The organism is Micromonospora chersina, from assembly GCF_900091475.1.
In the GTDB taxonomy this organism is placed as follows: Bacteria; Actinomycetota; Actinomycetes; order Mycobacteriales; family Micromonosporaceae; genus Micromonospora; species Micromonospora chersina.
Genome location: NZ_FMIB01000002.1, coordinates 2,324,970 through 2,349,341, shown reverse-complemented (window position 1 = coordinate 2,349,341; position 24,372 = coordinate 2,324,970). Strand labels below are relative to the sequence as shown.

The 24,372-nt window shown below is 68.3% G+C and carries 20 protein-coding genes; 9 read left to right on the top strand and 11 right to left on the bottom strand.

Features of this window, described 5'->3' with window-relative positions:
- Window positions 1-130: 130 nt before the first annotated feature.
- Entirely contained in the window at window positions 131-736 is a 606-nt protein-coding gene (locus tag GA0070603_RS10620; protein WP_091311033.1) for a TetR/AcrR family transcriptional regulator, read from the bottom strand.
- Between the two features lie 144 nt (window positions 737-880).
- On the opposite strand from GA0070603_RS10620, the gene GA0070603_RS10615 reads away from it, so the two are divergent.
- From GA0070603_RS10615 to GA0070603_RS10600, 4 genes are all read left to right on the top strand, one after another.
- Window positions 881-2,233 carry an MFS transporter gene (locus GA0070603_RS10615; protein ID WP_091321784.1) on the top strand — a complete coding sequence of 451 codons (1,353 nt, stop codon included), beginning with the start codon at window positions 881-883 and terminating at the stop codon, window positions 2,231-2,233.
- A gap of 573 nt (window positions 2,234-2,806) precedes the next feature.
- Complete coding sequence (locus tag GA0070603_RS10610) at window positions 2,807-4,882, top strand: GDSL-type esterase/lipase family protein (protein WP_244282695.1); 2,076 nt, start codon at window positions 2,807-2,809, stop codon at window positions 4,880-4,882.
- Between the two features lie 1,165 nt (window positions 4,883-6,047).
- Window positions 6,048-7,262 (top strand): SNIPE associated domain-containing protein, encoded by a 1,215-nt coding sequence (locus GA0070603_RS10605; protein WP_244282482.1) that lies wholly within the window; start codon window positions 6,048-6,050, stop codon window positions 7,260-7,262.
- A 41-nt stretch (window positions 7,263-7,303) separates the two neighbouring features.
- The gene (locus GA0070603_RS10600) at window positions 7,304-7,918 is read left to right on the top strand and encodes a hypothetical protein (protein ID WP_091311025.1); all 615 of its coding nucleotides are present in this window, start codon (window positions 7,304-7,306) and stop codon (window positions 7,916-7,918) included.
- Between the two features lie 154 nt (window positions 7,919-8,072).
- Here GA0070603_RS10600 and GA0070603_RS10595 read toward each other — a convergent pair whose 3' ends face one another.
- The 5 genes from GA0070603_RS10595 to sigJ form a co-directional block, all read right to left on the bottom strand.
- Window positions 8,073-9,008: a putative endonuclease domain-containing protein gene (locus GA0070603_RS10595; protein WP_091311022.1), complete on the bottom strand. Its 936-nt coding sequence runs from the start codon at window positions 9,006-9,008 to the stop codon at window positions 8,073-8,075.
- 208 nt (window positions 9,009-9,216) lie between these two features.
- Window positions 9,217-10,539, bottom strand: coding sequence for a hypothetical protein (locus GA0070603_RS10590; protein WP_091311018.1), 1,323 nt, complete (start codon window positions 10,537-10,539; stop codon window positions 9,217-9,219).
- 1,053 nt (window positions 10,540-11,592) lie between these two features.
- Window positions 11,593-12,045 (bottom strand): VOC family protein, encoded by a 453-nt coding sequence (locus tag GA0070603_RS10585; RefSeq protein WP_139131851.1) that lies wholly within the window; start codon window positions 12,043-12,045, stop codon window positions 11,593-11,595.
- A 400-nt stretch (window positions 12,046-12,445) separates the two neighbouring features.
- Window positions 12,446-13,381, bottom strand: coding sequence for an NAD-dependent epimerase/dehydratase family protein (locus tag GA0070603_RS10580; RefSeq protein ID WP_091311010.1), 936 nt, complete (start codon window positions 13,379-13,381; stop codon window positions 12,446-12,448).
- A gap of 84 nt (window positions 13,382-13,465) precedes the next feature.
- Window positions 13,466-14,407: an RNA polymerase sigma factor SigJ gene (sigJ, locus tag GA0070603_RS10575; protein ID WP_091311008.1), complete on the bottom strand. Its 942-nt coding sequence runs from the start codon at window positions 14,405-14,407 to the stop codon at window positions 13,466-13,468.
- Between the two features lie 187 nt (window positions 14,408-14,594).
- Between sigJ and mraY the strand changes: the two genes are divergently transcribed.
- Window positions 14,595-15,698 carry a phospho-N-acetylmuramoyl-pentapeptide-transferase gene (gene mraY, locus GA0070603_RS10570; protein WP_091311004.1) on the top strand — a complete coding sequence of 368 codons (1,104 nt, stop codon included), beginning with the start codon at window positions 14,595-14,597 and terminating at the stop codon, window positions 15,696-15,698.
- Between the two features lie 81 nt (window positions 15,699-15,779).
- Window positions 15,780-16,664, top strand: coding sequence for an aminoglycoside phosphotransferase family protein (locus tag GA0070603_RS10565; protein WP_091311000.1), 885 nt, complete (start codon window positions 15,780-15,782; stop codon window positions 16,662-16,664).
- 21 nt (window positions 16,665-16,685) lie between these two features.
- Here the strand turns inward: GA0070603_RS10565 and GA0070603_RS10560 are convergent, their stop codons facing one another.
- The 3 genes from GA0070603_RS10560 to GA0070603_RS10550 all read right to left on the bottom strand — a co-directional run bounded on the left by GA0070603_RS10560 (window position 16,686) and on the right by GA0070603_RS10550 (window position 19,305).
- A complete protein-coding gene (locus GA0070603_RS10560) occupies window positions 16,686-16,922 on the bottom strand; it encodes a globin family protein (protein ID WP_244282481.1) in 237 nt (78 codons plus the stop codon).
- A 139-nt stretch (window positions 16,923-17,061) separates the two neighbouring features.
- Entirely contained in the window at window positions 17,062-17,613 is a 552-nt protein-coding gene (locus GA0070603_RS10555) for a GNAT family N-acetyltransferase (protein WP_167544531.1), read from the bottom strand.
- Between the two features lie 72 nt (window positions 17,614-17,685).
- A complete protein-coding gene (locus tag GA0070603_RS10550; RefSeq protein ID WP_091310993.1) occupies window positions 17,686-19,305 on the bottom strand; it encodes a DUF885 domain-containing protein in 1,620 nt (539 codons plus the stop codon).
- Between the two features lie 76 nt (window positions 19,306-19,381).
- Here GA0070603_RS10550 and GA0070603_RS10545 point away from each other — a divergent pair, with 76 nt between their 5' ends.
- Both GA0070603_RS10545 and GA0070603_RS10540 read left to right on the top strand, forming a co-directional pair.
- The gene (locus GA0070603_RS10545; RefSeq protein WP_091310990.1) at window positions 19,382-19,912 is read left to right on the top strand and encodes a GNAT family N-acetyltransferase; all 531 of its coding nucleotides are present in this window, start codon (window positions 19,382-19,384) and stop codon (window positions 19,910-19,912) included.
- Window positions 19,913-19,960: 48 nt separating this feature from the next.
- Entirely contained in the window at window positions 19,961-21,052 is a 1,092-nt protein-coding gene (locus GA0070603_RS10540) for a winged helix DNA-binding domain-containing protein (RefSeq protein WP_208862856.1), read from the top strand.
- Between the two features lie 104 nt (window positions 21,053-21,156).
- On the opposite strand, the gene GA0070603_RS10535 is transcribed toward GA0070603_RS10540, so the two are convergent.
- A complete protein-coding gene (locus tag GA0070603_RS10535; RefSeq protein ID WP_091310983.1) occupies window positions 21,157-21,750 on the bottom strand; it encodes a maleylpyruvate isomerase mycothiol-dependent enzyme family protein in 594 nt (197 codons plus the stop codon).
- A 168-nt stretch (window positions 21,751-21,918) separates the two neighbouring features.
- Between GA0070603_RS10535 and GA0070603_RS10530 the strand changes: the two genes are divergently transcribed.
- Window positions 21,919-22,803 carry an aminoglycoside phosphotransferase family protein gene (locus GA0070603_RS10530; protein ID WP_091310979.1) on the top strand — a complete coding sequence of 295 codons (885 nt, stop codon included), beginning with the start codon at window positions 21,919-21,921 and terminating at the stop codon, window positions 22,801-22,803.
- A 97-nt stretch (window positions 22,804-22,900) separates the two neighbouring features.
- On the opposite strand, the gene GA0070603_RS10525 is transcribed toward GA0070603_RS10530, so the two are convergent.
- Complete coding sequence (locus tag GA0070603_RS10525; protein WP_091310976.1) at window positions 22,901-24,325, bottom strand: glycoside hydrolase family 10 protein; 1,425 nt, start codon at window positions 24,323-24,325, stop codon at window positions 22,901-22,903.
- Window positions 24,326-24,372 lie beyond the last annotated feature (47 nt).

Genomic DNA, 24,372 nt, shown 5'->3' with positions numbered 1-24,372 from the left:
AGATTGAACAAGCCCCTCGCCGGACAACTCGCCTGCCGGTCACCCCGCGGGAGACTGCTGGTTTGTCGGCCGCTACGACCGACAACGCGTGCAATGGACCGGGCAGAGCGGCGGGATCAGCTAGCCGCGCTCAGGCGGGAACGCGGCTGCCCGGGGGAGTGAAGGCAGCCAGCACGGTCGCGGTGATGAACGCTGGCGCCTCGTCGCTGTCCAGCCGGCCGGCGTTGATCTCGTCGGCGGCATTGTGCATCACGCTGTGCATGACGCCGACCAGCCAGGCGGTCGAGAGGTCGCTGCGGAACACCCCCTCGTCCTGACCGCGTTTGACGAGGCCTTCGACGCGCTCCACCGGGCCGGCGTGCAGGTCGCGGATCCGGCTGGGCGGTAGAACCTCCTGAGCCGCCAGTAGCAGGGACCGGGACTGATTCACCAGCAGCCAGCTGGAATGGATCAGCCGGGTGAGTGCCTGCCTGGCATCGCCGCTCAGATCGACCGCGTCGAGTGCGCCGTGGCCCTCGTCGATGGCTCTGGCGAATGCCGCCTCCACCAGGTCGTCCCGGTTGGGGAAGTGGCCGTAGAGGGTGACCCGGCCGACGCCCGCGGCTTTGGCGATCTCGCTGACGCTGGCCTCCGGGTTGCGGCTCAAGGCCGTCACCGCGGCCTCGAGAATCGCCGTGATGCTGCGCTGCGCATCGGCTCGCCTGCCCGGCGTCTTCGCCTGCCCCGTTGAGGCCACTCGAACTCCCTTGTCGAACAGTGCTGTACGAGTTACTGTACCCGACACAACTCAAACACAACTGTTCGAATTGGGGGCCACCCTGTGTCCGCTCAGGCCGTCGACCAACCCGACACCACCGCCGCCGACCCACGCCGCTGGCGCATGCTGGCACTGCTCGGCGTCGCGCAGTTCATGCTCATCCTGGACGTCACCGTGGTGGCGATCGCGCTGCCGCACATCGGAACGGACCTCGGCCTGGCACGCGACACACTGACCTGGGTCGTCAGCGCCTACACCCTGATGTTCGGCGGCCTGATGCTTCTCGGCGGTAGGGCAGCCGATCTCTTCGGCGCCCGCCGCGTGGTCCTGCTCGGCTTGCTCGTGTTCACCGCCGCATCCCTGATCACCGGCCTGGCCCCTGGCGCCGCGCTGCTGATCGGCGGCCGAGTCGCACAAGGTGTCGGTGCGGCGATGCTGTCGCCCGCGGCGCTGTCGGTGCTCACCAGAACCTTCCACGGGGACGAACGCAACAAGGCCCTCGGCATCTGGTCCGCGCTCGGCGGTACCGGCTCGGCGATCGGCGTACTGCTCGGCGGCGTACTGACCGCAGGCCCTGGTTGGCAGTGGGTGTTCTACATCAACGTGCCCATCGGTCTGATCGTGCTGGTGGCACTTGCCCGGATGCTGCCGGCGCACCTGCCGCCGACGACCCGAGCACGCCTCGATGTGCCGGGCGCCATCCTCGTCACCGCCGCGACCGGCACGGCCATCTACGCTCTGATCAACGCCGGGGACCGCGGCTGGTTGACCGCGACGACCCTCGGGACGCTGGCCGGTGCCGTCGTCCTGTACCTCGTGTTCGCCGTGGTGCAACGCGCCGTGCGCTCACCGCTGATGGACCTGCGGATCCTGACTCGCCGGCCGGTTGCCGCCGGCACGTTCCTCATCCTGGCCGCGACGGCTCTGATGATCGCGATGTTCTTCCTCGGGTCGTTCTACCTGCAACACCACAAGGGTTACGGGGCGCTGCGCACCGGCCTGCTGTTCCTGCCGGTCGCCCTGGCAACGATCATCGGAGCCCAGGCCGCCGGTCACGCCATCGGCCGCCTCGGTGCCCGACCGGTCGCGGCCACAGGGCTTGCGATCGCCGCGCTCGGCACCGCGCTGCCCGTGTTCTGGGACGGTGCGGCTGCGGTGGTGGCCGGGATCAGCGTCGGCGCAGCGGGCATCGGCGGCGCCTTCGTCGCCGCCTCCACAACCGCGCTGGCGCAGGTCGCTCATCACGAAGCCGGACTGGCCTCCGGTCTTCTCAGCACCTTCCACGAGTTCGGCGCCGCCCTCGGCGTCGCAGTGGTGTCCAGCATCGCGGCGGCGAGTATCGCTGGCAGCAGCAGCGTCGGCTTCACCCGCGCCTTCACCTTCGCCGCAGCGACGGCCGCTGTTGCCGCCGTCGTATCGCTGCTCATCGTCCCGAACCTGAAGCCATCCACGGGCGCGACGGTCCATGCGCACTGAACAGGGCCTGCGCACATGACCTGAGCATCTTCCGACCCCAGACTAGTAGCAGCCGCGGTACTGCGGCCTCGCCCCGATCGGGCCAGCGACCGGGCCCGTTGACCAGAGGAGCCAGGCGCAGGCGGGCCGCCCCTTGACCGATCACCCGTGGGACCGCCCGATTGCGCTCTCGCTCCACTGCTCATCGGGCTTGAAGTGTGGCGATAGATCGGAGGTCAGCTAACGATCCCCCTCCGGCTCCATCTGGGTAGCCCACATGACTGCCACCAGCCCAATCGACGCCTCTGGAGCGCTTGCATCCATCCTGGCAACCGTCGATCCATCCCAAGGGCGAAAGTCACTACCGAATCGGAGCGGGTTCAATCCGACAATCGGGGGATGGGTGTAGGGCCCGAGTGTTGGGTTTAGGACATTTCTTCGGCGAGAGACAGCCGCTGGCGTAGCGTCCACACGCGATAGCCCTGTCGTGAACGCGGTCGCCAAGCCTCATTAAGGTGGGGGATTTATATGCGTTGGTCTAGGCGGGTCAATCGTTGGGCTGCATCCGGGGCAAGTCTTGTTGTCGTGAGCGGCATGTTGACTGTGGCGGGCTCATCGGTCGCCAGTGCCGCACCGAGCGACCGAGTCTTGATCCTCGGATCATCGGTTACTGGTGGGACTAGCAGCGTCGAGGCTCAGGAAGTGGTTGCTCTCGGCCTCACCCCGGTCGTCGCCGACGACGCGACGTGGACTGCAATGTCCACCGCAGATTTCGCCACATACCGCGCCCTTGTGATTGGTGACCCCACCTGCGAGTCAACTCCGCCCCTAGCAGCTGTCTCAACTACGTCGGTTTGGGGGCCCGCCGTCAGTGGCAACATCTTGATCAATGGAACGGATCCGGTTTTTCATGCAAGCCAGGGCGGGGCAGAGCTGACGCAACGCACGATCGACTACGCGGTCGCTGACTCGACGAAGACGGGGCTGTACGTCAGTTTGTCGTGCTATTACCACGACACCGCGCCACACACGGCAGTGCCGCTTCTCGACGCCATCCAGCCGGGAGGATTCACGGTTACAGGTGTCGGCTGCTACAACACGGCACATATCGTCGCCACACACCCAGCCTTGGACCGACTTACCGACGACACGCTGTCGAACTGGAGTTGCTCGGTCCATGAGGCATTCGACGCCTGGCCGCCCGGATTCACCGTTCTTGCCTTGGCCCAGGATTTTGGCGCGGCCTACACCGCGAGCGACGGGACGATCGGCACGCCATACATCCTCGCTGCAGGCGGCGGTCTGAAGTCCTTCCCCTTATCGGTCACGCCTGCCATCCAGGACCGCGCGGTCGGCGACCAGGCGACGATTACGGCTCAACTGTTGGATAGTGGCACCAAAGCTCCGGTGGTTGGCCAGAAGCTATCGGCGAGGGTCTACTCAGGCCCATCGGCAGGCACCTCCCTCTCTTGCTCACCCAGTGACTGCTTGACATCAAACGACGGCAGAGTCGCGTTCACGTTCACCGGCCGAGGCACGGGAACCGATGCCTTCCAGGTGTGGGTGGACACAAACGGCGATGGATCTCCCACAGCCGGCGAGGCACAAACCACGGCGTCGGTGGCATGGAAGACGTCGTCGGGAAGCGGTGTCATCGTGTCGTTTGGTGACTCCATTGCGGCTGGCGAAGGCTCGGGGCCACACAGCGGATACCCAAACAATGCAGCTGCATATAGTGCTCGGATCGCCTCTCGCCTCGGCTGGAGTTCCTACAACTTCGCGATTAGCGGGGCTTGCGCGGCAACCAGCGGGAAGGGCGGCGTGTGGGGCACGCCAAGCGAATGCACAAAGTCCATCATAGCTGACCAAATCCCGGCCGCGGCAGCTATGAACCTCAAGCCCAGCCTCGTGACAGTTACCGTGGGTGCAAATGACATCCGGTTTGCCGACTGCATTCAGCAGGTCCTTGGGCTTGCTTCAAGCTCACCGTGTAGTGGAAAGACGTTTGATGATCATCTGCAAGCGCTGAAGCTGAACCTTGGAATGGCCCTGGCGAAGATCCGCGATCTATATGGCTCAGATGTGCCTATCGTTGTAACTCGATACTTCTCCCCAATGCCGGGCTACGTGTCCGATGCCAAGGACGTCTGCCCGACCATGCCAGCCCTAGCATTGGCCAAGGTCTACACTGAGAAAGGTGCCAAGGCGGCTGTCTGGGCCGTACGCGACTTGAATAACCGAGCACGCGATTATCAAGCCTCGGTCTCGGACAAGACGCTCGCGGTCGTCGGAAAGCTCAACAACACGCTCACGAAGACCGCCACGCCCTTCAAGGCCACCATGGTCGGTCTGAACTTCTCAGGCCACGACTTCTGCACTGATTACGACGGTCGCAGCGACTCATGGGTCCTGGCGCCACAAGTTAGCGTCTTCGCGTCGTACTACGGCGCCGGTGGAGCTTCTTTCGAACGGGAACTGAGGCCGGCCCACCGTTGTGTCGTCACACCGTCTTGCGACACCAACACCATGTTTGTAGACAAGAGCGGAGACTGGAATGGCCAGCACTGGACTTTCATTCTAAGCTTCTGGTCAAACGACTTTCCCCACCTGACAAAGCCAGGACATGAAGCTGTTGCGTCGCGGATTATCGAGGCGCTTTCGCTCCAGTGAGGCGCTGCTGCAACCAGGCTTCAGGTTAACCGCCCGTATGAAACTCAGAGCGTGCCTCGTCAGCTGCGAACGGATGAACGCCCCTATGACGGCCTTCAGCTAGCCGCACGACGCCCGGACGGGGCCCAAGGTCGAGTGCCTAGGCACATGCGACCCTGGCCCCGTCTTGGAGGCAGGTCACTTGCGGTAGCGGCTCTGCCGTCAACCACGCCGACGTCACGGCTTGTCGGGCGTTGCGAGGCCCCGCGAAGCTGCCTCTAGACAGCCATGATTCCGCGCGTGGCATCGAGACAGGGGCGAAGTGGTCACCGCAGCCGAAGTGCTCACTGCAGCTGGGCGCGGGACAGCGCGTTGACCTGCGGTGATGCGGGTGAGCGGTTCGGCGTGACCTCCCAGAGAAGACCGAGGTGGTCAAGGTTGGCTGCTCCCGGTCTGGCTAGTGCCGGCTGTCGGCCTAGGGCCCGCTGACGCCGTTCGCGAGGGCGTGCTGCATCGACTTCGGCTTTGGCATTCGCCGTGGTGGCGCCGGTAGAGATCCCGGAGCTGAAACACGAATCGCACCTGCAACCCTCTGGCCAGGGCTTCCTGCCCGGTGACATCTTCGGCGGGGCTGAAGTGGTCAGGCGAAGCTGCATTGGTCGGTGCTCGACGGGACGTCGACCTTTGCGCAGGGGACCTTGCCTGGGCGATAGCTGGCCCGGTTACGGCTCCCGGTCGTGGCCTGTTCGTTGCATCGTTTCTGGGTCGGGTACCTGACTGTGGGTGAGCGGATGGGCACCTGGGTGGGTCCTGTTGGCGGGACTTGTTGGCTAAGTGATCGATGTTGAGATGCGGTTGCGGGGTTAGCGTCGGCGGTTCATGGGTTACACGTGGGGATTGATCTGTGGCGTACCGTTTTAATGCTCCGCCGAATTGGCCGACGCCGCCGGCGGGTTGGGTGCCTGGCCCTGGGTGGAAGCCGGATCCGGCATGGGGACCTCCGCCGCCGGGATGGCAGCTGTGGGTTGCCGAAGCGCCGCCTGCGGTTCCGGTCGCGCCACAGCAGCCGCCCGCCGCACCTGTAGTGGCTGCATCCGTGCCTCCATCCGTCGCGACGCCACGTGCCGACGACTCTGAGATTCCGCTGTTTGGGGCGCGCGGCAAAGTGCGGGAGTTGGCTGCGGAGGTGACGCATCTGCGGGCGGAGCTGGAGCGGCTCCGTGTGGAGATGAACCGTCTTGGTGTGCTGCCGGCGGTCGAGCTGGAGCAGTATCGAGAGCGGTTGAGGCGCGAGATCGCGGAGCAGGCTGCAGCGGGTCAGGCGCAGAAGGCGGATCTGGATCGCCGGTTGCGTGAGCTTCGTCAGCAGGTCGTGGTGACCGAGGAGACGGCGCTGCTGCAGGAGGCCGGCGTCTACCAGTATCGACATCCCCTGTCAGACGCGGTCGCCTACCAGGCCGCTCTGGCTGAGCTGCAGGGCCAGATCAAGAGCATGACCCAGCGGGAAGGCGGAGCGGTCCTCGCCGCGACTGGCTGGACGGTGAACGGTTCCGCGGCCGAGGGGCGGGTGATGCTGCGGGACTTCTCCAAGCTGATGCTGCGGGCCTACAACGCCGAGGCGGACAACCTGGTCCGCGGCCTAAAGCCCTACAAGCTCGACTCGGCCGTCGAGCGCCTGGGCAAGGTGGCCTCCACCATCGCCAAGCTGGGCAAGACGATGCACATCCGCATCTCGGAGGACTACCACCGACTGCGGGTTCGCGAATTGGAGCTTACGGCCGACTACCAAGCGAAGGTCGCCGAGGAGAAGGAGCGTGAGCGAGAGGAAAAAGCGCGACTGCGGGAGGAGCGACGGCTTCAGCAGGAGATCGAACGCGAGCGTGCCCGCCTCGACAAGGAGCGCCAGCACTACGCCAACGCCCTCGCCGCGCTGCAGGCCAAGGGCGACGTCGACGGCGCCGCCCAGATGCAGGAGCGGCTGGCGCAGATCGACACCGCGATCGAGGACGTGGACTACCGGGCCGCCAACGTGCGCGCCGGCTACGTGTACGTCATCTCAAACCTCGGAGCGTTCGGCGAGAAGATGGTGAAGATCGGCATGACCCGGCGCCTCGACCCGCTCAACAGGGTGAAGGAACTCAGCGACGCCTCAGTACCGTTCAACTTCGACGTGCACGCCCTGTTCTTCTCCGACGACGCCGTCGGCATCGAAGCCAAGATGCACGCCCGCCTGGCCGATCGCCGAGTCAACCTCATCAACCAGCGACGCGAGTTCTTCTACGCCACGCCACACGAGGCCAAGGAACACCTGCTCGAGCTGACAGGCAGCCTGCTGCAGTACGAAGAGATTCCCGAGGCGCTCGAATACCGGCAGAGCCTGACCCAGGCCAAGAGCCGATGATGGCGACGATCGAGGATCCACACCGGAGCTGAGGAGCCACCTTGACGACCGCCCGCACTCGCCGCCTCGCCATCGCGGCGGCCGCGATGCTCGCCCTCGCCAGCTGCGGCGACGACCCGGCCCCCACCCCGCCTCCGGCCAGCACACCGCCGAGCCCCACGCCGCCCGCGACCACCCCGGCCGCGCCGACGACCAGCCCGACGCCGGACACGGCGGCCGCCGAGGACGGCCCCGCTGATGCGGCGCTGGCGTTCGGGAAGTCCGCTCCCATCGCGGATCTCGCGACGGCCACCGCCTACGGATTCCGGCAGCCAGTCGCCGCCAGCGCCCCCCGCCCAAATGGGCAGCCGGGGCTGACCTGGGCCGCCGCCGACGTGAAGGTCTGCGCGGTGAAGAACCTCGACGATGAGTACGACGGCATCACGGTCACCAACGACCGGTGGAAGCTCGTCTACGCCGACGACACCGAGATGGGCGCGTCGAACATCACCTACAACCAGTTCCCACAGCCGGAATACCCCACAGGGGAGAAGGACCTGCCGGACGGGAAGTGCGTGCGCGGCTGGATCACCTTCCGGGCGCTGAAGGACAAGCGGCCGGCCTACGTGGCGTACGAGCCGGAGAACCAGCCGGGAGCGCGTTGGGCCGTGAAGTAGGACCACCAGGCAACGAAAGGCCGGCCACCCCGGAACGAGGGTGGCCGGCCTTTCACGTGGCGGCGTGACCACGACCGGCCTGGCCCCCCGGTTTCTCCCGCCGGCTCGCTACCCCAGGCCGTGGTTCTACAGCAGCGCCCTGGCAGGTCGTGACTTAGGTTCCTGTGCCGTGGCGTGCGGCCAACGCGTCGAAGAAAATGCTCAGCAGGTCGCTGGGCCGGGCTTCCTCCCGCAACTCTTGGCCGCCGAAGCGGTAGACCTCGTAGCCACGCAGCCGAAGGTTGCGGTCCTCGGCGACCATCTCCGCGTACCGCTGAGGGCTGGCCCGGCCGACATCGTCGGCATAGTGCTGTACACCGTCGCACTCGATTACCACGCGCGCCCGGTTCGGCAGCAGGAGGAGGAAATCCATCCGCTGTCGGGCAAGGGTGGTCCCGCCCTGGCGCCTCGTGTACGGGTCGTAGTGGAGATAGACCTGCGGGATCAACGCGGGGATGTTAGAGCCCAATCGCAGGTACCGGTCGGCATAAGTCCGCAAGATCCGCCGTTCTGCATCATTGTCGCCCAGACACCGATCCAACCGCCTGTATAGGCTCCGGGAAACCTCTGTCGGCGACCGGCCGGTCAAGCCTTCCCGATCGGCCCACCAGTCGGTGAGTTCCTTCCAGGTGAGGCCGCTCGGACCCAGTGGCCGGTCATAGACCAAGCAGTACTGCTCGTTTTCCACGAGAGCGATGTCGTTGTTGACGGCGTCCCGGAAGACGATCTTTGGTTTGGGCCCATCTGCCGCAAAGATGAGGTTCTTGAGATCACCGGCGACACCGGTCGGGCCTAGGCGGTCCACGAGCGCGGCGAGTCCTGGCGCCTCGACCTCATCCAGGACGCGACGCGCGATGTCGGCCAGTTCGGGCAGTGTGTGGTCCCGCAGGATGGACCAGACGAACGCTGCCTTAGTCAGCGAGTCCCATTCGTCTGGCCAGGGAGCCAGGCCGAGATCCTCGAAGAAGTTCTCGATCTGCCGCCGCGTCATGCCGTCCCGGAGATGCTCGGCGATGGCGTCCCGTAAGCGTGAAGGACTGACGACCTGCATGGCATCTGACTGTAGGTGAGCGGTAGGACGCAAACCTGCCCGGATCTTTTCGACGTGGCGCACCGGGCTGACTGCCGAGGTCAGCCTCGACCAGGACGGGCACGATGACGGTGGAGCCGCGCAGCCTGCACTGCGTATTCCCGACACAGCGGAATTCCCACCTTTGGTGCCGGATATCGGCGATCATCCGAGCCGTAGTCACCGGACTTCAGGCCAGCGTAACCGGCTTGGATCGGGCATAGAGGTTCGACAGGCGCAGGTCAACGGACAATTGGCGACGCGCTTCGGGGCTAACCGATCCGGGATCGATGACGTCATGCCACGGGCCGGCGGCGAGCCCGGAGGCGTAGCAGGTGGGGCATTCGCCCTCGCTGGTGCAACCGAGGTCGCCGGTTATCAGGTTGCGCGTGTGACCGAGGGCGTCGTCGGGGTGGTCGGCACGAACAAGGTGCCACAGCCCAGCCCGGTCCTCGGGTTCGAGGCCAGCCGCGACATCGATGCGCATCGGCCGGTAGAGCTGCCCGTGGTCGTAGCGGATGGCGAAGACCCGGTCGAGATGGTCGACTTCGTCCGGCTGCGGTTGGTGTCTGGCGTACCAGTCGCTGGCGTCGGCCAGGGTGCCGGGACCCCACAGGTAGTCGGTGGGAAAGAGGGTGTTCTCGAAGCGGCTGTCGAAATGGGTGAGGCCGGGGTCCATCTCATGGATGCCCGGGCGGAAGCGGCCTCGCAAGATGACGCAGCGCAGCTTGTCGTCGCCCTCTTGGGGACCGCCACCGAGATGTTCGGCGAGGAAGGTCTGCGTGCCGCCCTGTTTGTCCCAGGCGACGACGACTATGCTGCGTTCGCTCGGTGCCGAGTAGAGGCGGCCGCCAGGGGTCGGATGGCCCCACAGCTGATTGATGAATTCCGCCAGGTCTCTCAGCGTGCGAACGCAATCGACAGGCATGAGCAGATGAGCTGAGGTCGGGTGTGCTACGAAGTTTCGTAGCTGCATCGTCACGCGCTCGTGGCCGCGGTTGCGTTGGCCGCGTAGCAGTCCCGCTGCCCGGGCCCACCGGTGGAGTCCGTCGAGCATCCCGTTAAATTGCACGGTGGCTGGTCCTGCGCCGACCCGTAACCGCGACTTCTTGCCAGCAGACGTTCTGAGGAAGTCCATGATCGGCTCGTACGAGGTGGCGTCGACGCGGAACTCGCGCTGGTCACTGGTGCGGACAAACGTGACGGTGCCGCCGTGAAACTCGAGGAACCGGTCTCGCAGCGCGTGCTCGATGACCAACAGAGCATGGCTGTCAACGATGGTGAAGATGTCGTAGCAGAGCACCCCGTACGCGTAGATCGTGCGTAGCCGATCGAAGCTCTGCCGCGTTCCGGCTGTGACGTCAGGGACAAGGTTGAGGCCCGCGACGAGTTCCTGCTGGAACTGTGCAGCTGACTCCGGAGTAAGGATCTTGTCAAGGCTGAGCCCGCCCGGGGTGAACCGCTGCGTGCGCTCGTCGGCTTCCCGCAGCTGTTCCAGCGATTTGATCTCCACAGATGGCCTCCCCGTCGATCCGAGACGGTGCATGCACCGTGCCCGGTGCTCGCCGAGCCGCCCAGAGTGACACAGCACGAAGCAGCCTGTCCTCCCGATAACCCGAGGGCTCGCTTTGTCCTGCGCGGAAGGGCTGGAGCTCGCGGGGCTGGGCAAGCCGATCCGAGACGTCATCCGAAGGATTGGACTGCGATATCGGACAACCGACAGGTGCCGCATCTGCCACCGATGCCCCCGCTGAGTCTGCCCGACCGACGTTCGGACCCACGGCATCGTCCCGCCGGTCGAGCGGTGCCAACGCTTCCGGAACCGTCGGTTGGAAGCGTCGCCGGCGGGGGGACTGGCCGAGATCGCGGGCCGCCAGATCGTCATTGCGACAGGTCGCCATGTGTCCGGTGCAGCCATCGTTGGACGCGGCCGCGGGCAGCTCGGTGAGCTGGCTGAGAGTTGCCCTGATGGAGCGGTTTGGGAGCTGAGGGATGCCGTGGCGCCGACGCAGCGACCGCGTCACGGCTGAGGGGCTGACGCCGCGCGTCCGGCGATCACACGGGCACCGGCCTGCGTGGTAGCAGACCGTCTCCGCCGGTCATCTGCCAGCGGTTTCGTGCCGAGATTGGGGGAGCAGGTTGGGAGCAGACGGATGTACTGAACGGCGTTGAACAACGTCCAACGGCCCTGAACGGCATCCAACTGCACCCACGATGACCTGCAAGTTCTCAATTTCGCAGGTCAGAGGCGGTGCGGCGTCCTGCTTCACACCGAAGAGGTCACTGGTTCGATCCCAGTATCGCCCACGCAGGTCAAAGGCCACTTCCCGGATTCGGGAGGTGGCCTTTCTGCCGCCACGTCAGCCGCCGAGTGAATCACCATGGCGACTCTGGGTGGACGTCGAGGTCGACGAGCTGTTCGGGGATGTAGTCGTCAACCCGTTCAGGACTGCTGCGGTGCTTGCCGTCCCTGATGGAACGCGGTTGGACGAGCTGTGGCTGGATCACGACCTCAGGCCCGGCGCCGTGAGCCCATACCCGATCCCGCATTCGAAGGCGGGCCCGATCAACGTGGGAACGAGCTCAGGGGTGACTTGTCGCCCACGGACCAGTGGTGACCGAACGGGTCCGTGAAGCCACCCTGACGGTGCGTCCCCCAGGGCACGCGGTGATCCTCGACTGCCGCTCCGGCGACTGCGCCAGCCGCGACGGCGCGCTCGACGAAGGTGTCGGGGTCATCGATGAACACCTCGATGCGGGTGCTCGTGACCCCCGCCTGGCCGGGGCTGGTCTCTCCAGGATTCTCGGGATTGACCTGGTGGAGGTAGAAGGGTGCGCCGCTGATCTCAAGGCCGGCCACGCCACCAAGGTTCCATAGCTCCGTCGCACCCAGTGCAGTCCGGTACCAGGCGACCGCGGCGTCCGCATCGGGGACGATCAACATCACAGAGATCACTGGCGATGCGGCGGGCACCGTGTCGCCGGACAGGGCGGAACGATCTCCCGGTTCCTCGGTCATGCCCACAGCATGCCGGACATGGCCAGCAGCGTCTTCCCACCTGCACAAGATCCTCTGCGGGGGTGGCGCCTGCCACGGACGACCTTGGGTCGATCCGCCGCGGAGGTCCCGAGACCGGACAACCGGCTGCTGGCAAGGGCAGTGCCTCCGGCGGGGTGCTCGGGCACTCCGGGATGGTCGGGGGCGTAGCTGCGGGACTGGACGAACGACCGCGCCCTGTTCTGCAAGGAGCAGGCGGCACTACCGCTGGCCAGGTCCTCCCGATGATTCCTTCACACCGAAGAGTTCCCGGTACCGCCCACCATCGAAGCCACACAAGGGAGCCACCCTCGGAGGAGGGTGGCTCCCTTGCTGATGCCCTCGTCAGTTGTGGTTGAGCATCCGGGCGAGGCTCAGCGGGTCACGGCACCATCTGGAAGCCCTGGCGCCAGGTGGGGTGTTTCGGGTGCCAGTGCAGTTCGCGCTTGGCCTTGGCGTTGGATGCGCCGCGCAGTTCGGTCATGAGCACGACGCCGGCCTCTCCGGCGGCCAGCCGCCCGACGAATCGCGGCACGCGCATCGGCTTCTTGGCGCCCAGCATCGCTGCCAGTTCGGGCAGCCATTCCGCGACCGGGGCGGGGTCGTCATCGACGATGTTGTAGACACCCCGGCCGCCGTTCTCCACCGCTGCGACCGTGGCCTCGGCGGCGTCGGCGATGTGGATGAAGGACCAGACCCCGCCGCCGTCACCGACGACCGGGAACTTGCGCTTGCGGATCATCTCCAGCTGCGCTGAACCTGGCGCCATGGAGGTGCCGGGCCCGTAGAACGCGCCGTAGCGCAGCACGATCCCTTCGGTCCAGGTGGCGTTCAGCACGGCCTTTTCCAGGTGCTCGATCGCGGCGATCATCGGGGCCATCTGGCTGACCGGAGCGCGGTCGAGGGAGTCTTGTTCGTTCTTGACCGGCCCGCCGGTGCGCGCGTAGGTGAACGCGCCGTTGCTCTGGGCGACGAACCGTCGTACTCCTGTGGCGCGTGCCGCCGCGAGGAGGTTGTCGTTGCCCTCGATCCGCAGGCGGTTGGTGGCGGCGAAGCTGCGGTCGAAGTGGCGGGTGTCGACGTGCCCGATGGCCGTCAGCTGGTTGACGATCACCTCCGGGGCCGCCTCGCGTACGGCCGCCTCGACCTGGGCGCGGTCCAGCGCATCGGCGATGACCGGTACCGCGCCCAGCTGTGCCGCCCTGGCCTTGTTGGAGTCGCTGCGGATCATGGCGAACACCTCGTGTCCGGCAGCGACCAGACGCGGCACCAGTTCCTTGCCCATGGCTCCGGTCGCTCCTGCCACCAGCACTCTCATCGTCGGCTCCTTGCTGTCCGGTTCGGGTTCGACACTTGAACCGGATGGCCCGCCGATTCCTGACAGGAGAGCGCATGATGCACGTCACATCGCGAGCAGGGGCTTCCCGTGGTTGCACGCCGCCCATTGCTCGGTCGCGCGTGCGAGCTTGCCGGGATTGGCCTGGGTGCGGCAGGCAGCGATGCCGTCGGCGGTGACCTCCAGGCACATGATGGCGACGACCCGGCCTTCCACGACGGCCACAACGGCGGGTTCGCCATTGGCGGTCCAGGCGTAGATCTCCGGCGCGCCGCCGACGACGGCGCGCTTGGCCTCGGCGGGCTTGAACAGGCCCCACAGGAACTTCGCGACCGCGACGGCTCCCTCGAACGCCCTGGTGCGCGCCGGAACCTTCCCTCCGCCGTCGCCGACGGAGATGGCGTCCGTGGTGAGCAGGCGTACGAGCTCATCGGTCCGCCCACTGGTGGCGGCCGCGAGGAACTCCTCGACGATCCGCCGGGCGGCGGCCTGGTCGACCTCGGTGCGGGCCTTGCCGTACGCGACATGCTTCTTGGCCCGGTGAAAGATCTGCTGGCTGGCGGCCTCGGTGATGTCGAGGATCTCGGCGATGTCCCGGTGCGGGTAGTCGAAGGCCTCGCGCAGCACGTACACGGCCCGCTCGTTGGGGGACAGGCGCTCCATGAGGGTGAGGACCGCGTACGACACCGATTCGCGCTGCTCGGCGGTGTCGGCCGGGCCGAGCATCGGGTCACCCGCGAGCAGCGGCTCGGGAAGCCACCGGCCCACGTAGGTCTCGCGGCGTGACCGCGCGGAGGTGAGCTGGTTGAGGCACAGGTTGGTGAGTACCTTCGTCAGCCAAGCCTCGGGGACCTCGACGCGGGCGAGGTCGGCGGCCTGCCAGCGCAGGAACGTCTCCTGCACGGCGTCCTGCGCCTCGTCCGCGGAGCCGAGGAGACGGTAGGCGATGGCCTCCAGACGGGGCCTCGACAGCTCGAATCGGTCGACGTCATCCACCGTCAAGGGCATGACCTGATCATATTTCCCGCAGTACCCCCGAGCTGGTCACGGCCCCCGCTCGTGTCGGCGGGTGACGAACCGCGGCGCGGTGAGGTCCAGGGGGCTGCTTCGCTCGCCGTCGGATGGCAAGCTCGTGTCCCATGATCGATTATTTGCCGAAGAACGTGCGACATCCGGATCTCGTGGAGGTTCGCCCGTGAGGGCGGTCATCGTCGCGGCCGCCGTCGCGTTCATCATCTCCCTGCTCGGGACGCCGGTGGCGATTCGCGTCTTCACCGCGCTCAAGGCCGGCCAGCCGATCCGGTCCATCGGGCTCGCCAGCAACGAGGGGAAGACGGGTACGCCCGCGATGGGCGGAGTCGTTTTCATCGTGGCGACCGTCCTCGCCTACGTCGCCGGGCATCTCGCGCTGACCACGCTGCCCGAGCGGCAGATCGCGCAGGAGGGGCCGACCATGACGGCCCTGGTGCTGCTCGGGCTGTTCGTCTTCTGCGGCGCGGTCGGCTTCTTCGACGACCTCCTCAAGGTGCTCCGGCGCAACTCCGACGGGCTGTCCGCCAAAGGCAAGCTGCTCGGCCAGGCGATCGTCGCCGTCGGGTTCGGCATCGCCGCGCTCTACGTACCGAGCACGAACGGTCAGACCGTGGCCAGCGAGCACATCTCCCTCATCCGCGACATCAGCTGGCTGGACGTCGGCAAGGTCGGCGCGGTCATGGTCTTCGTCTTCGTGATCACGGCGATGTCGAACGGCGTGAACCTCACCGACGGCCTCGACGGCCTGGCCACCGGCGCGTCGATCCTGGTGCTCGGCGCGTACGCGCTGATCGGCTTCTGGCAGTACCGGCACTGGTGCGCCGACGGCGCGTACGCCCGCGCGAACGAGTACTGCTACCAGGTCCGGGATCCCCTGGAGATCGCCATGATCGCGGCGGCGGCGGCCGCCGCCTGCGTGGGCTTCCTCTGGTGGAACGCGTCCCCGGCGCGGATCTTCATGGGTGACGTGGGCGCGCTCGGGCTCGGCGGCCTGATCGGCGGGCTCGCCGTGGTGACCCGCACGACGCTGCTCTCGATCATGATCGGCGGGCTCTTCGTCATCATCACGACGACCTGGGTGATCCAGATCGTCTCGTTCCGGACCACCGGTAGACGGGTCTTCCGGATGGTGCCGTTGCACCACCACTTCGAGTTGGCCGGATGGAGCGAGGTCAACATCGTGGTCCGGTTCTGGATCGTGGCCGGCGTCTGCGTGGCGGTCGGCCTGGGCCTGTTCTACTCGGATTTCCTGGCGGCCGTTGGATAAGAGCTACGCGACCAGCCTGTGTCGTGCCAGTGGGCCGAATTCGATGGACAGGGTGATCGAGCGGGTTCTACGGTCGCGCCGATGCGCCCTGGAGAGATCGTCGTCGCTGCCGAGCAGGTACGCGCCCTGATCGACGAGCAGTTCCCCGAATGGTCGGACCTGCCGATAGTTCCGCAGCCGCTGAACGGCACCGACAACGCGCTGTTCCGCCTGGGTGATTCCCTGACGGCACGACTGCCACGGGCGCCGTGGGCGCTCGACCAGGTGACGACCGACGCGACCTGGCTGCCACGGCTGGCGCCGCACCTGCCGGTGCCGGTGCCGGTGCCCGTCGCGGTCGGCCGGCCGGGCGGGGACTATCCGTGGCCGTGGACTGTCGTCCCGTGGCTGGACGGTCGCAACCCGGAAGCCGGGGAGGACCTCGTCGACCTCGCCGTCGATCTCGCCGGCTTCGTGCGCGCGATGATGGCGATCGACCCGATGGGCGGGCCGGTCAAGCAGGGGATTCAGCGCGGCGTACCCCTGATGCAGCGGGACGAGTTGACCCGCCGGTCGATCGCGGCGCTCGGCGACCGGATCGACGGGCGGGCGGTGACCGCGGCGTGGGACGAGGCGATGGCGGCGGACGAGTGGCCCGGACCGCCGGTCTGGCTGCACGGTGATCTCCTGGAAGGCAACCTGCTGGTCGACCGGGGCAGGCTCACCGGGGTGATCGACTTCGGTGGTCTCGGCCGCGGCGATCCGGCGGTCGAGGTGCGGCCGGCCTGGAGCCTGTTCGACGCCCGCGCGCGGGCCGCCTACCGGGAGGCGCTCGGGTTCGACGAGGCGACCTGGGTGCGCGGGTGGGCCTGGATGCTGTCGGGCTCGGTCTACTGGCTGGCGGACCTCTGGGACTCGATCAGCGAGGACGACCGCGAGGACACGATCCGCCACATCGACCACATCGTGCGTCACCGCCACGACTGACCGGCGGGTGGGGTCTCCGGCTCAGCGTTGTGGTCCGTCCCAGGACCATCGGGGGATGGTCAGGCCCTCGGGCACATCATCGGCCGACTCCGGGTAGCGGGCCATGGTCGTAGTGGTGGCCCAGGCGAAGTAGTCGTGCAGCACCTGCCGGATCGGGTCGGTGGTGAGCCCGACATCCCGCAGCGCGTCGTCGAAGCAGGCGATCGCGCGGCGGTCCATCTCGTCGTGCTTGCCGTTGCCGCTGTGCATCCGCACCACCGCTGGCGACCTCGTCGGCCATGACGCGGGCGTGCCATGCGGCGGCCAGGCGGAGCAGACCCGCACTGCCCCCGGCAGCCTCGTACACGCTCTGCATGGTGAACAGGATGCCAGGCTGCGCACCGAGCCGTCGGCCCTGCTAACGAGGCCGCCACTCCCTCCGGAGCAGCCCGTAGACCCACGAGTCGGAGACCTCGCCGTTCACGACGCAGTCCTCGCGCAACGTCCCTTCCCGCACGAACCCGAGCTTCTCCAGCACCCGGGCGGATGCCACGTTGCGTGTGTCGGTCTCCGCCTGGACGCGGTTCAGGTCCAGCGTGTCGAACGCCCACCCCAGCAGGGCACGCGCGGCCTCCGTCCCGTAGCCGTGGCCCCACGCCGCCTCGCCGTAGCAGTAGCCCAGCGATGCGCTGCGGTAGTCCGGATTCCACCGGGTCAGGCCGCACCAGCCGAGGAACGCCCCGTCGGAGGCACGGTCCACGGCCAGCCGCGCCCCGGTGCCCTCCTGCGCCATCTGCCGGCAGGCCGTGATGAACCGCTCGGAGCGCACGCGGTCGCGCCACGGCGGCGCGTCCCAGTAGCGCAGCACGTGGGCGTTGCTGTGCAGCGCGAAGAGGTCGTCCGCGTCCGCCTCGTCGAAGGGGCGCAGTCGAAGGCGCGTGGTGTGCAGCGTGGGGGTGGGTAGCGACATCCTCGTCATGTTCTCTCTCGTGACTGGTTGCCGGTCAACCAGACATCCGGACGCCGCCCAGCCGCAACGGGTTTACCGGCGGACGTGGAGGGCGGCCGCCAGCTGGTCCAGGCCCAGCGAACCCAGCTCCAGCGCATGACGATGGAATTCCCGCCGGTCGCCGGGGAAGGACGAGCGGCCTGCCCGCCACACCCGCTCACCCGCCTTGTAGGCCAGCGCCTGCCCCGGCCGGCCCAGGTATCGTGCGAGCTCGGCGGGCGCGTACGGCCCCTGGTGGCAGCGGTCCCGCAGCAACTCCAGCGCCGCCTCCGGCGTCCACCGTGCTCCGTCGCCGGAGGGGATCGGCAGTCGTAGGTGCAGGCCGATGTCGAGCACGACGCGTGCCGCCCGCAGGAGCTGCATGTACAGATGTCCCAGTCGAGCACCCGGCTGTTCGTAGAGGCCGAGTTCGTCCATGAACCGCTCCGCGTACAGTGCCCAGCCCTCCTGGCTGCCGGACAGGCCGCCGAGCAGGTTCAGCCGCGACCCGAGACCGCCCCGGCACACCTCTGAGCCGAGGTCGAGGTGGTGGCCGGGTACACCCTCGTGATAGGCGACGCTGTAGGCGTACCAGGTGGGAAAGCTGGCCTCGCCCTCGGGGAGGGACCACCAGACCCGGCCCGGCCGCGTCAGATCCCGCGACGGTCCGACGTAGGCGACGCCGGACGACGTGGTCAACCGCGACTCGATACGCCGCAGCGGGGCGGGGATGTCGAAGTACACGCCGTCCAGCCGCGCGGTCGTGGCCTCCAACAGCTCCTGCAACCAGGCGGCGAACGCCTCCCTGCCGTGCAGCGTGCCGGGCGCTTCCGGGCTGGCGAGCCAGGCGAGCACCTCCGGCACGCTCCCGCCCAGGGCCTTCGCCTCAGCGGTCAGTTCTGTCTCGGTCGCCCGGAACTCGTCCCAGCCCCAGTCGTACAGCTCGCGCAGATCTGGCCGGGTCGCGAGGAAGGTGCGCACCCAGAGTGCGTACCGCTGCGGGCCGAACGCTTCCTCGGCGACGGCCCGGGGCGCCAGGTCCGCGGTCAGCATCCGGGCAAATTTCTGGTACGCCTCGCGCGCAGCCGCCGCCGCGGCCTGCAACGACGTCCGCTGGCGCCCTTCGCCGTAGCGCTTCACCAGGGCGACGTCGTCGTCGACCCAGTTGCGGCAGCGCTGCCTGACGAGTTCCACCTGACGGCGTGCCGGCAGCATGCCGCGCTCGGCGGCGAGCAGGAGGCTGCGGGCGTACCCGTCCAGGGCTGCGGGGATCGCGGCCATGCGTGCGCCGACGCGGGCCCCGCCCTCCTCGGCGGCCGCGCCCTCGGCGCCGCGGGCGGGCACCGCGGCCTCGACGGCCTGGCGGATGAGCTGGAGCGGGCCGGTGGCCGCGGTGTGCAGTTCGCGAAGGTCCTCCCCGGCGTCGTGGACGGCGAGACGCGTCCGCAGCCGTTCGGCGAGGTGGGCGTGCAGCGGAGTCACGGTCGGCAGTGCGCCACCCAGGATGTCGAGCTCACGGAGGGCGCGGGCGGCGAGGTCCGCGCGGGCCTGGTGGCCCTCCGGGCCATAGTCGGTGAGCCCGTCGACATCCTGCTCGCCGGCCTCCACGACCGCGGTGCAGGGATCGAGGCCGGCCATGTCGCGCAGGAGTCGATCCGCGAAGTCCTCGATCACGGGGCAATGCTATGGCCGTACCCTCGGCGCGGTGGTGCGCTGTAAGCCGGTCGGGAGGGACTGCGACGATGGATGGATGAAGATCACCCGACTCATCACCGTGGAGGATGCGCCGACCCTGGCCGACCTGCTCCGCGCCAACCGGGAGTTCCTCGCGCCGTGGGACCCGATCCGGAGCGAGGACTACTTCACGGCGGACGGCCAGCACGCCGTCATCGAAGCCGATCTCCAGCAGCACGAGCAGGGGTCGAAGCTGCCCCACGTCATCCTCGACGAGTCCGGACGGGTGATCGGCCGCATCACGCTCAACGGCATCGTGCGCGGCCCCTTCCAGTCCTGCGCCATGGGCTACTGGGTCAGCGCCGGTCACAACGGCCGAGGGTTCGCGACCAGGGCGGTGCGTGAGATCGTGCGGGTGGCCTTCGAGGAGTTGGGGCTGCACCGGGTGCAGGCGGAGACCCTGCTGCACAACGTCAGATCCCAGCGGGTGCTGGAGCGCAACGGGTTCGTGCGGTTCGGCATGGCGCCGGAATACCTCAACATCGCCGGCCGGTGGCAGGACCACAACATGTATCAGGTGGTGAAGCCGCCCTCGGCAACCGGTTGAGTCTCCTCGCGCACCGCGTCTGTCGGGGGCGCTGACTAGGGTGTAGGGGTGGTTGATCGGCGCCAGGTGATGAACTTCCGCGTTAGCGCCCAGCAGCTGGACCGGGCCGAGGGCACGCTGGAAGACACCGCCGTGCTCGACATCGGGGTGCAGGACACCGGTCCGGACGGCGCCCGGTGGGCGCTGGCCCTCCGCGGGGTCGATGTGGCGGCGATGTCCGCGGAGGACCTGATCCTGCTGTGGACCGTGCGCGGCGCTCCTCACCTCTACCGCCGCGCCGACGCGGGGAAGGTGGCGGCCGCGGTCGAGCCGTTCTCCGACGCTGACGCCGGGAAGCGCATCTACGACGCGGCGAAGCCGTTGAAGGCGGCGGGAATCGGCATCATGGCCGCCCTCGACGAGGTAGCCGCTCACATGCGGGCCGTCGTCACCGAGCCGACGGTCAAGGGGGACGTCTCCGGCCGCTTGGCGAAGGTGATGCCGGAGCCGTACCTGCGGTTCTGCCGGCCGTGCGACGCCACCCACCTCTACGAGATGCCGTTCCGGTTGGCCGCCGTACGGGCCGGGCTGGAGTTGCAACTCGACACGTCGCCCCCGGTCCTGCGACGCATCCCCCGGTTCACGAAGGCGGCCACCTCGGACGACCGACTCGACCTCGTTCGCACGTATCTGCGTCTGCTCGGCCCGGCCACCCCCAGGCACGTGGCCGACTATCTCGACGCCCCGGTCAAGGACGTGAAGGCACGCTGGCCCGAGGACGTGATCGAGGTGGTGGTCGACGGCGAGGTGCGCTCACTGCTGGCCGGCGACGAGCAGGCGTTCGACTCGGCTGATGGCAGGGCAACCCGTCTTCTCGGGCCGTACGATCTGTTCCTCCAGGCCAAGGATCGGGCGACCCTGGTGCCGGACACGGCCCACGTCAAGGAGTTGTGGCCGGTGCTGGGTCGTCCCGGTGCCGTCCTGGCCGACGGTGAACTGGTCGGCATCTGGCGTCCCCGCAAGTCCGGCAAGACCTTCAAGGTCGCCGTCCAGCCGTGGCGGACGCTGTCGGCGACGACGCGCAAGGACATCGTCGAACAGGCCGAACACCTCGCCGCGTACCGCGGTGTTCCGCTCGCCGGCGTCGAATTCCCCGCTTAGCGGACGTCAGCGAGAAGGCTCCGGGCGACGGCGGTGTTCGCCCACCAGTCCAGCCAGCAGCGGCCGTCGAAGCGGTCCATGCCGTCATCCCGCTGGGGAGAGGTTCATTCGCCCAACGGCGCGGCCCGCCAGCTCCACTCCGTCAGTCGCGGGCGCCCCGGCAGCGCGAGGCGGCCGGTGGACCACCGCAGCGCCGTCCACGGGTCGACATCGGCAAGGTCGCGCGCCGCGTCCGGAAACAGCCGAGCGAGCAGCCGGGCGCACACGTCACGCGGGGGATCGAGGGCGAGACCGAGGCCCTGAGCGATGTCGTCCCCGTGCAGCAGGGCTTCCACGCACCCCATGGCGGCGAAGCCTTCCGGATCGGCTCGACCGGTGGGGTGGTAGGCCCGCACCCCCGGCCCGGTGGTGCGGACCGTGGCGGCGAGGATGCGGCCACCCGCCTCGGCGAACTCCAGCACCTCTGCCGGGGACGCGTCCTTGTCGGCGGCTGCCATGAAGCGGACGAACCGCTTCTCCGGCCGGGCCACGAGCTGGCCCGCGAACGACATCAGGCAGTCACCGACGTGCTCGGCGGTGTGCCAGCAGTCCCACTCCAGGCTGCCCGCGGGCACGGACCAGTCCAGCCCGACCGCGGGTCGGAGGCTGGCGACAACGCTGGACAGTGCCGCGTCGAGGTCGTCGGCGCTGACCGCCACGATGTCCTCCAGGTCGTCGGGGCCGGTATCGCTCCGGCCAGGTCGGTAGCGGCCAGCTTGCCCGACGGGTGCGACGAACTCGGGTCAGCCAGGAACAGACAACTCCGGGGACATCGGCGGCGGGTCCGGTTAGCGTGCACGGACGACCGCGACCGGAGGAGGGCCGGAATGCCCGCAGGGCAGATGCACAGGGACGAGGTACGCACGGACAGCGCCCTGGTCCGACGGCTCGTCGCCGGGCAGTTCCCGCAGTGGGCGGACCGGCCGGTCACGCCCGTGGCCTCCGGCGGTACGAGCAACGCGATCTACCGCCTCGGCGACGACCTCGCGGTCCGGCTGCCACGGATCGAATCCGCGGTCCACCAGGTCGAGTTCGAGCACGAGTGGCTGCCGGTCCTCGCGAGGCACCTGCCCGTTGCGGTGCCGGAGCCGCGCGTCGTCGGCCGGCCGGACGAGTCGTACCCGTGGCCCTGGGCGGTCTTCCACTGGGTCGACGGCGAACACCCGGCGGAGGGCAACACCGATCCGCGACGGTTCGCCGCCGACCTCGGGGAACTGGTGGCCGGCCTGCGGCGGGCGGACACCGCGGGCGCCCCGGTCGGGTACCGCAGCGGGCCGTTGAGCGACCGCGACGCGTACCTGCGGAAGTGGACCGAGGCCGCCCGTGGCCTGGTCGACGTCGACGCGGTCCTCTCCGTCTGGGAGGCGGCGCTGGCGGCGCCGGCCTGGGACGGTCCGCCCGTCTGGAGCCACGGTGACCTGCTGGCGGGCAACGTGCTCGTCAGGGGCGGCCGGCTGTGCGGCCTGATCGACTTCGGCGCGGCGGGCGTCGGCGACCCCGCCTGTGACGCCATGGCGGCGTGGACGCTCCTCGACGCCGACTCGCGTGAGGTGTTCCGCGAGACGGCCGGGTTCGACGACGCGGCCTGGGCGCGCGGCAAGGGGTGGGCGCTGACCTTCGTCAGCGCGCTGACCTACTACCGGGAGACCAACCCCACGATGTACGCCGTCGGCCACCGCGCGGTGCGAGCGGTGCTGTCCGACCGCCCCTGATCGTGTGGTCCGTTACCGCCGAAGCGGTGGCAGCCGTTCCGCGGCTGGGGAGACCGCGGCCCGGCGCGGGAGCACCCCCGCGCCGGACCGCGGTCGGTCAGCCCGCCGTGCAGGTGGGGGTGCCGCCGGGGGCGGTGCCGTTGCCCTGGAAGCCGAACTCGGTGGTGGTGCCGGCGCCGACCTGGCCGTTGTAGGACACGTTGCGGAAGGTCACCGCGCCGCTGGTGGCGCTGGGCTGGGCGTTCCAGGTGTTGACCAGGCTCGCGCCCGCCGGCAGCGTCAGCGCGACGGCCCACCCGTTGAGCGCGGTGGCGCCGGCGGTGACCCGCACGGTGGTGACGAAGCCGCCCTGCCACTGGTTGGTGACGAGTGACGCGGTGCAGCCGTTGCCGGACGGCGGCGGGGTGGTGGGCGGCGGGGTGGTCGGCGGGGCGCTGGTGGGCGGCGGGGTCGTCGTGGGCGGCGGCGGGGTGGTGCCGCCGGCGTTCAGCGCGTCGAGCACCGCCGTGTACGCCGGCTTCTTGTTGCCGTTGCCGTCGAAGAGCAGCGGGGTGCCGCTGGCCCGCCAGGAGTCGCTGTCGCGGATGCCCCACACGGTGATGCCGGTGCAGCGGGACACGGCCAGGCAGTCCTTGACGACGTTGCCGTAGGTGGTGGCCTGGGTAGTGCCGGAACCCTCGATGTCGAGTTCGGTGATCTGCACGTCGACGCCGAGCGCGGCGAAGTTCTCCAGGGTGGTGCGGTAGTTGCCCGGGTACGGCGAGCCGCTGTTGAAGTGCGACTGGAGGCCGACACAGTCGATGGGCACGCCGCGTGCCTTGAAGTCCCTGACCATGTTGTAGACGGCCTGCGTCTTGGCCCAGGTCCAGTTGTCGGTGTTGTAGTCGTTGTAGCAGAGCTTGGCGCCCGGGTCGGCGGCCCGCGCGGTGCGGAACGCCACCTCGATCCAGTCGTCGCCGGTGCGCTGGAGGTTGGAGTCACGGCGGACGCCGCCGCTGTCGGCGAACGCCTCGTTCACCACGTCCCAGGCGTAGATCTTGCCCTTGTAGTGGGTGGCGACCCGGGTGATGTGGTTGACCATGGCCTGCCGCAGGGCGGTGCCGGAGAGGTTCTGCGCCCAGCCCGGCTGCTGCGAGTGCCAGGCCAGCGCGTGGCCCCGGACCCGCATGCCGTTGGCCTGGGCGTGGCTGACGATCCGGTCGGCGTTCGTGTAGTTGAACTGGTTCTGGGACGGCTCGGTGGCGTCCCACTTCATCTCGTTCTCGGGGGTGACCATGTTGAACTCGCGGTTCAGGATGCCGACGTAGGTGGCGTCCGACAGCTTGTACGCGGCCACCGCGGTCCCGAAGTACCGGCCCTTCTCCGCCGCCGACGCCCCGAGGGTCGTTCCGGCGCTGGCGCTTGTCGCGAGCGTCACCGACGCGGCGACCAGCGCCACCCCGGCCGCTGCCGACACCAGCGCGACCCGGGATCGCCGTCGGCCCGTCGTACTCCCGCTGCCGCGGGCGAGCACCTTGTCCATGAGGGAGCCTTTCGATGTCTGTACCGATGAGGACGGCTACCTCGACG

Excerpts from the sequence above, each read along its gene's own strand:
- GA0070603_RS10545 (WP_091310990.1), top strand. The coding sequence starts at position 19,382 with ATGAAGATCACCCGACTCATCACCGTGGAGGATGCGCCGACCCTGGCC.
- GA0070603_RS10530 (WP_091310979.1), top strand. The coding sequence starts at position 21,919 with ATGCCCGCAGGGCAGATGCACAGGGACGAGGTACGCACGGACAGCGCC.
- GA0070603_RS10585 (WP_139131851.1), bottom strand. The coding sequence starts at position 12,045 with ATGACCGAGGAACCGGGAGATCGTTCCGCCCTGTCCGGCGACACGGTG.
- GA0070603_RS10565 (WP_091311000.1), top strand. The coding sequence starts at position 15,780 with ATGCGCCCTGGAGAGATCGTCGTCGCTGCCGAGCAGGTACGCGCCCTG.
- GA0070603_RS10525 (WP_091310976.1), bottom strand. The coding sequence starts at position 24,325 with ATGGACAAGGTGCTCGCCCGCGGCAGCGGGAGTACGACGGGCCGACGG.
- GA0070603_RS10555 (WP_167544531.1), bottom strand. The coding sequence starts at position 17,613 with ATGTCGCTACCCACCCCCACGCTGCACACCACGCGCCTTCGACTGCGC.
- sigJ (WP_091311008.1), bottom strand. The coding sequence starts at position 14,407 with ATGCCCTTGACGGTGGATGACGTCGACCGATTCGAGCTGTCGAGGCCC.
- GA0070603_RS10595 (WP_091311022.1), bottom strand. The coding sequence starts at position 9,008 with ATGCAGGTCGTCAGTCCTTCACGCTTACGGGACGCCATCGCCGAGCAT.
- GA0070603_RS10615 (WP_091321784.1), top strand. The coding sequence starts at position 881 with ATGCTGGCACTGCTCGGCGTCGCGCAGTTCATGCTCATCCTGGACGTC.
- GA0070603_RS10610 (WP_244282695.1), top strand. The coding sequence starts at position 2,807 with ATGTTGACTGTGGCGGGCTCATCGGTCGCCAGTGCCGCACCGAGCGAC.
- GA0070603_RS10580 (WP_091311010.1), bottom strand. The coding sequence starts at position 13,381 with ATGAGAGTGCTGGTGGCAGGAGCGACCGGAGCCATGGGCAAGGAACTG.